Annotated in this window: 5 protein-coding genes; all 5 read right to left on the reverse strand. The window is 72.2% G+C overall.

Translation table 11 applies throughout. The annotated features are described in order from the left end of the window. On the reverse strand, positions 1–1,263 hold a 1,263-nt coding region (locus ACYVE7_RS28945), incomplete at its 3' end, for an L-aspartate oxidase (protein ID WP_460369035.1). 73 nt (positions 1,264–1,336) lie between these two features. Continuing rightward, positions 1,337–1,750, reverse strand: a complete 414-nt coding sequence (gene panD / locus ACYVE7_RS28950) for an aspartate 1-decarboxylase (protein WP_460369037.1) — start codon at positions 1,748–1,750, stop codon at positions 1,337–1,339. Between the two features lies 1 nt (position 1,751). Then, complete coding sequence (panC, locus tag ACYVE7_RS28955) at positions 1,752–2,591, reverse strand: pantoate--beta-alanine ligase (protein WP_460369039.1); 840 nt, start codon at positions 2,589–2,591, stop codon at positions 1,752–1,754. Positions 2,592–2,639: 48 nt separating this feature from the next. Next, a complete protein-coding gene (locus tag ACYVE7_RS28960) occupies positions 2,640–3,521 on the reverse strand; it encodes a Rossmann-like and DUF2520 domain-containing protein (RefSeq protein WP_460369041.1) in 882 nt (293 codons plus the stop codon). A gap of 335 nt (positions 3,522–3,856) precedes the next feature. Next, a partial coding sequence (locus ACYVE7_RS28965; RefSeq protein ID WP_460369043.1) for an ABC transporter permease occupies positions 3,857–4,958 on the reverse strand: 1,102 nt, incomplete at its 5' end.

Consider the following 4,958-nt stretch of genomic DNA (forward strand, 5'->3'; position numbering starts at 1 on the left):
CTGGGCGGCCTCGTCGACGGCCGCCAGGTCGGCGAGCAGGTCCTCGGCGATCCGCTCGGCGACCACCAGGCCCTCCAGCAGCGAGTTGGAGGCCAGCCGGTTCGCGCCGTGGACGCCCGTGCAGGCGACCTCGCCGCACGCGTAGAGGCCGGGCAACGTGGTGTGGCCGTTGCGGTCGGTGCGGACCCCGCCCGAGGCGTAGTGCGCGGCCGGGACGACCGGGATCGGCTCGGTCAGCGGGTCGATGCCGTGGCTGCGGCAGCTCGCCAGGATGTTGGGGAAGCGGTCCTCCCAGAAGCGCTCGCCGAGGTGGCGGGCGTCCAGCAGCATGTGGGACTCGCCGGTCTCCAGCATCCGCGTCATGATCCCCTTGGCGACGACGTCGCGGGGGGCCAGCTCGGCGAGCTCGTGCCGGCCGACCATGAACCGCTCGCCCGCGGCGTCGATCAGGTAGGCGCCCTCGCCGCGGACGGCCTCGGAGATCAGCGGCTGCTGGCCGGTGGCGTCCGGGCCGAGGTACATGACGGTCGGGTGGAACTGGACGAACTCCAGATCGGCGACCTCCGCGCCCGCCCGCATCGCCAGGGCGACGCCGTCGCCGGTCGACACGGTCGGGTTGGTGGTGGCCGAGAAGACCTGGCCGAGCCCGCCCGTGGCCAGCACGACCGCCTTCGCGCGGACCGCGCCGACACCGTCGCGCTGCCCCTCCCCCATGACGTGCAGGGTGACGCCCGCCGCCCGGCCCCGATCCACGATCAGGTCCAGCACGAGGGCGTGTTCGATGATCTCGATCCCGTCGGCGTGCTTGAGCGCCGCCAGCAGGGCCCGGCTGATCTCCGCGCCGGTCGCGTCGCCGCCGGCGTGGGCGATCCGGCGGCGGTGGTGGCCGCCCTCGCGGGTCAGCGAGACGGTGCCGTCGGCGGCGAGGTCGAAGTGGGTGCCGAGCTCGATCAGCCGGCGGACGGCGGCGGGACCCTCGGTGACGAGGGTGCGGACGGCGTCCACGTCGCAGAGCCCGACCCCGGCCACGAGGGTGTCCTGGAGGTGCTCCTGCGGGCTGTCCTCGGGGGCGAGCGCGGCGGCGATCCCGCCCTGCGCCCAGCGCGTCGAGCCGGCGTCCAGCAGGGCCTTGGTCACGAGCAGGACCCGGCCGTGCTCGGCCGCGCGCAATGCCGTGACCAGCCCGGCGATCCCGGAACCGATCACCACGACGTCCGTCTCGACGCTCCATCCAGGCGCGTTCGCGACAAGCTTGTCGATCATGCCGCCCTCCTCGGGGGGTTTTCGTCAGTATGACATTAAACCCCCGTCGTGAATTCCCCGGCCCCCCGGTTTCTCAGTGGACGAGATCCGGGCGCAGGGTGTCGGTGCCCGGAACGGGCTCGGCCGGATCGTCACCCAGCAGGACGATCCGGTTGTCGGAATCGACGTGGACGACCGAAGGCCGGAACGCCCGCGCGGCCGCGTCGTCCATCGCCGCGTAGCTGATGATGATGACCAGGTCACCCGGGTGGACGAGATGCGCCGCGGCGCCGTTGATCCCGATCACGCCGGAGCCGCGCGGACCCTCGATCACATAGGTCTCCAGCCGGGCTCCGTTGGTGATGTCGACGATCGACACCTGCTCGCCGGGGAGCAGGTCGGCGGCGTCCAGGAGATCGGCGTCGATCGTGACCGATCCCACATAGTGCAGGTCCGCCTGGGTCACGGTGGCCCGGTGGATCTTGGATTTGAACATCGTGCGGAACATGTCAGAACTCCAACGGGAGGTTGTCGATCAGTCGGGTCTTGCCGACGCGCGCGGCGACGGCCAGGATCGCGGGCCCGGAGTGGCCGGGGCCCACGGAAGTGAAGGTCGCCGGATCGGCCAGGACCAGGTAGTCCTGCTCCAGCGGCGGGACGCCCTTGGCGGCGGCGTCCAGGACGGGCTGGGCGGCCGCCAGGACCCCGGCGGGGCCCAGCTCGACGGCGTCACGGCCGGCGAACAGGGCCCGCGACAGGGCCAGGGCGGTGCCGCGCTCGGCGTCGGACAGGAAGCGGTTGCGGCTGGACAGGGCCAGCCCGTCGGCCTCCCGGACGGTCGGGCAGGCGATCACCTGGACGCCGAGATTGAGATCCTCCGACAGGCGGCGGATCACGGCGAGCTGCTGGGCGTCCTTCTGGCCGAACAGCGCGCTGTCCGGCCTGACCAGGCCGAACAGCTTGGTGACGACCGTCAGGACGCCGTCGAAGTGGCCTGGGCGGGAAGCGCCCTCGACGACCTCGCCCATCTTTCCGGCCGTCACGGTGATGGCCTGCTCCCTCGGGTACATGTCGGCGACCGAGGGGGCGAAGATCAGGTCGACGCCCTCGGCGTCACAGAGGGCGGCGTCGGCCGCGAGGGTGCGCGGGTAACGGTCCAGATCGGCCTGCTCGCCGAACTGCAGCGGATTGACGAAGATCGACACCACCACGTGGTCGGCGACCTTGCGAGCGGCCCGCAGCAGCGACCGGTGGCCCTCGTGCAGGGCGCCCATGGTCGGCACGAGCGCGACCGTGCCCGGCAGCGCGCCGCGTGCGGCCGCCAGCTCGGCGGGCGTGTGAACGATCATCGGGAAACCTCCTGGGACTCTTTTCAGAACACCGGGGCGGGGGTCCGGCTATTCCCGCTGCTGGAGGGCGCCGAGCAGGCGTTCGGCGGCCTCGGGTTTGAGCAGGCCCGCGTCCAGGGCCTGATCGGCGGTGCGGCGGGCCATCGCGAGGTAGGCGGCGAGCGCCTCGGGGGCGGCCGCGCCGATCGCCTCCACATGATCGGCGACGGTTCCGGCGTCGCCGCCGGCCATCGGGCCCGTCAGGGCCTGCGGGCCCAGCCGCAGGGCGTTGTCGAGGGCCGCGCCGAGCAGCGGGCCGAGCATCCGGGACGGCTCCTCGACCCCCGCCCTCTCGAGCAGCCCCGACGCCTCCACGACCAGCGTGACCAGGTGGTTCGCGCCGATCGCCAGGGCCGCGTGGTAGAGGGTCCTGTGCTCTTCGGAGATCCAGATGGGATCGGCGCCCATCTCGACGACCAGGGCCTCGCCGACCGGGCGGAGCGGTTCGGGCGTCGTCACACCGAAGGAGATGCCGGACAGGCGTTCGACGTCGTCGGGACGGCCGGGGAAGGTCATCACCGGGTGCAGGGCGAGCGGCAGGCCGCCCGCGCGGGTCAGCGGCTCCAGCACGGAGATCCCGTACCGGCCGCTGGCGTGGGCGAACAGCCGGCCGCGCACGGGCGTGCCCGAGACGACCAGACCGGCGGCGAGATCGGCCAGCGCGTCGTCCGGGACGGTCAGCAGCACCAGTTGGGCGGCCTCGACGACCTCCTGCGGGGTGACGAACGGCACCCCGGGCAGCAGGTCGGCGGCGCGGTCCCGCGACGACACGGCCGAAGCCGCGACGACCCTGTGCCCGGCCCTCGTCAGCGCGGCCCCCAGCACGGCGCCGACCCGGCCCGCGCCGACGATCCCGACGCGCAGACGGCCGGGCCTCTCCGATGGATTCATGATGACCTCGAGCGTATCGGGGAACAAAAGCCACCTTCCTGACACCTCGGTTGACGGATGGTCGCCAGGTGGTGACAGGTTGCCTGCCGTCCGGTTTGGGGCGGGTGGGCATCAGGGCCACAGTTGGGGCCCAGGCGTTGCCAGGCGAGCCTTTCACGAGCCAAGGTGGTCAGTGACGCCACCATCACCAAGAGTGAAGGAAATCGCAGGTCGAGCAGCAGGCAGCAGCGCGATCCCCCCGAAAGGAGCCGCCTAGGGCCACCCGCACATCCACACCCAGGGGTCCCCGAGGGCCGAGAGGCAGCAGATCTTCCTCTCGGCCCCACCCCGTGAGTTCAGGCCAGGGAGGTGACGATGGAGGCCCGGGCGGCCCGGCGGGCCGGAAGGACGCCGGCCAGGGCGCCGGCGAGCGCTGCCAGGAGCAGCAGGCCCAGGAGCTGGCGGACGGGCAGGGCGAAGACCATGCTCTCGGAGAGCGAACGGAGCGAGACCCAGCCGTAGAAGACGCCGAGGGTGACCCCGACCAGCGCGCCGATCACGGCCATGACCAGGGCTTCGGTCAGGAGCATCCGGCGGAGCTGGTGTTTGGTGAGGCCGAGGGCGCGCAGCAGCGCCGACTCCCTGGTGCGTTCGATGACCGACAGCGTCAGGGTGTTGACGATGCCGAACAGCGCGATCAGCACGGCCAGGCCGAGCAGCCCGGCGAACGTCAGCAGCATCGTGTCGTAGGAGTCCTCGAGCTGGCTGCGGAGATCGACGGTGGCGTTCATGCCGACCTCGTCGTGGGCGCGGAGCACCTTGCGGACGGCTGCCTTGGCGTCCACGCCCTGACGGCCGTTGACGTAGATCGTCGTGACGCCCGCCTTGGGGAACGCCTTGGCGAAGGGCGCGTTCGCGATGACCGGGCCGGACACCTCACCCATCGGGTCGGGGATGATCTCGGCGATGGTGAAGGTGCCGGCGGAGGTGTCCAGCCGTCCGCCCTGGACGACTTTCAGCTCGTCGGCCACCCAGGAGGGGACGATGACCTGGTCGGGCCGGAGCGTGGCCAGCCCGGCGACCGCGCCCAGGCCGTCGGCGGGCGTCATGGTCACCATCAGATACCTCTTGCCACCGACCTTGGCGTCGGAGACGCGCTGCTCGGCGACTTTCTCGATCTCCGGCAGGGCGCGCAGCTCGGCGGCGACGGCCTGCGGGATCGGGCGCACACCCATCGAGTAGAGGATGAAGTCGACCGGGACGGCCTTCTCGACGGCCGCGACGCTCGTCGCCTTGCCGCTGGCCGCGATCACGACGAACGTGCTCATCAGCCCGATCCCGACCGTCAGGGCGATCGCGGTCGTCGCGGTACGGCGCGGGGTGCGGCGCGCGTTGTCGACGGCGAGCCTGCCCGGCACCCCGCCGAACCGGGCAGGCAGCGCCCCGGCCAGCCCGCCG

The organism is Actinocorallia lasiicapitis (assembly GCF_054778695.1).

Bases quoted from the DNA above. Each gene is read 5' to 3' on its own strand.
- panD (WP_460369037.1), bottom strand. From the start codon at position 1,750: ATGTTCCGCACGATGTTCAAATCCAAGATCCACCGGGCCACCGTGACC.
- ACYVE7_RS28960 (WP_460369041.1), bottom strand. From the start codon at position 3,521: ATGAATCCATCGGAGAGGCCCGGCCGTCTGCGCGTCGGGATCGTCGGC.
- panC (WP_460369039.1), bottom strand. From the start codon at position 2,591: ATGATCGTTCACACGCCCGCCGAGCTGGCGGCCGCACGCGGCGCGCTG.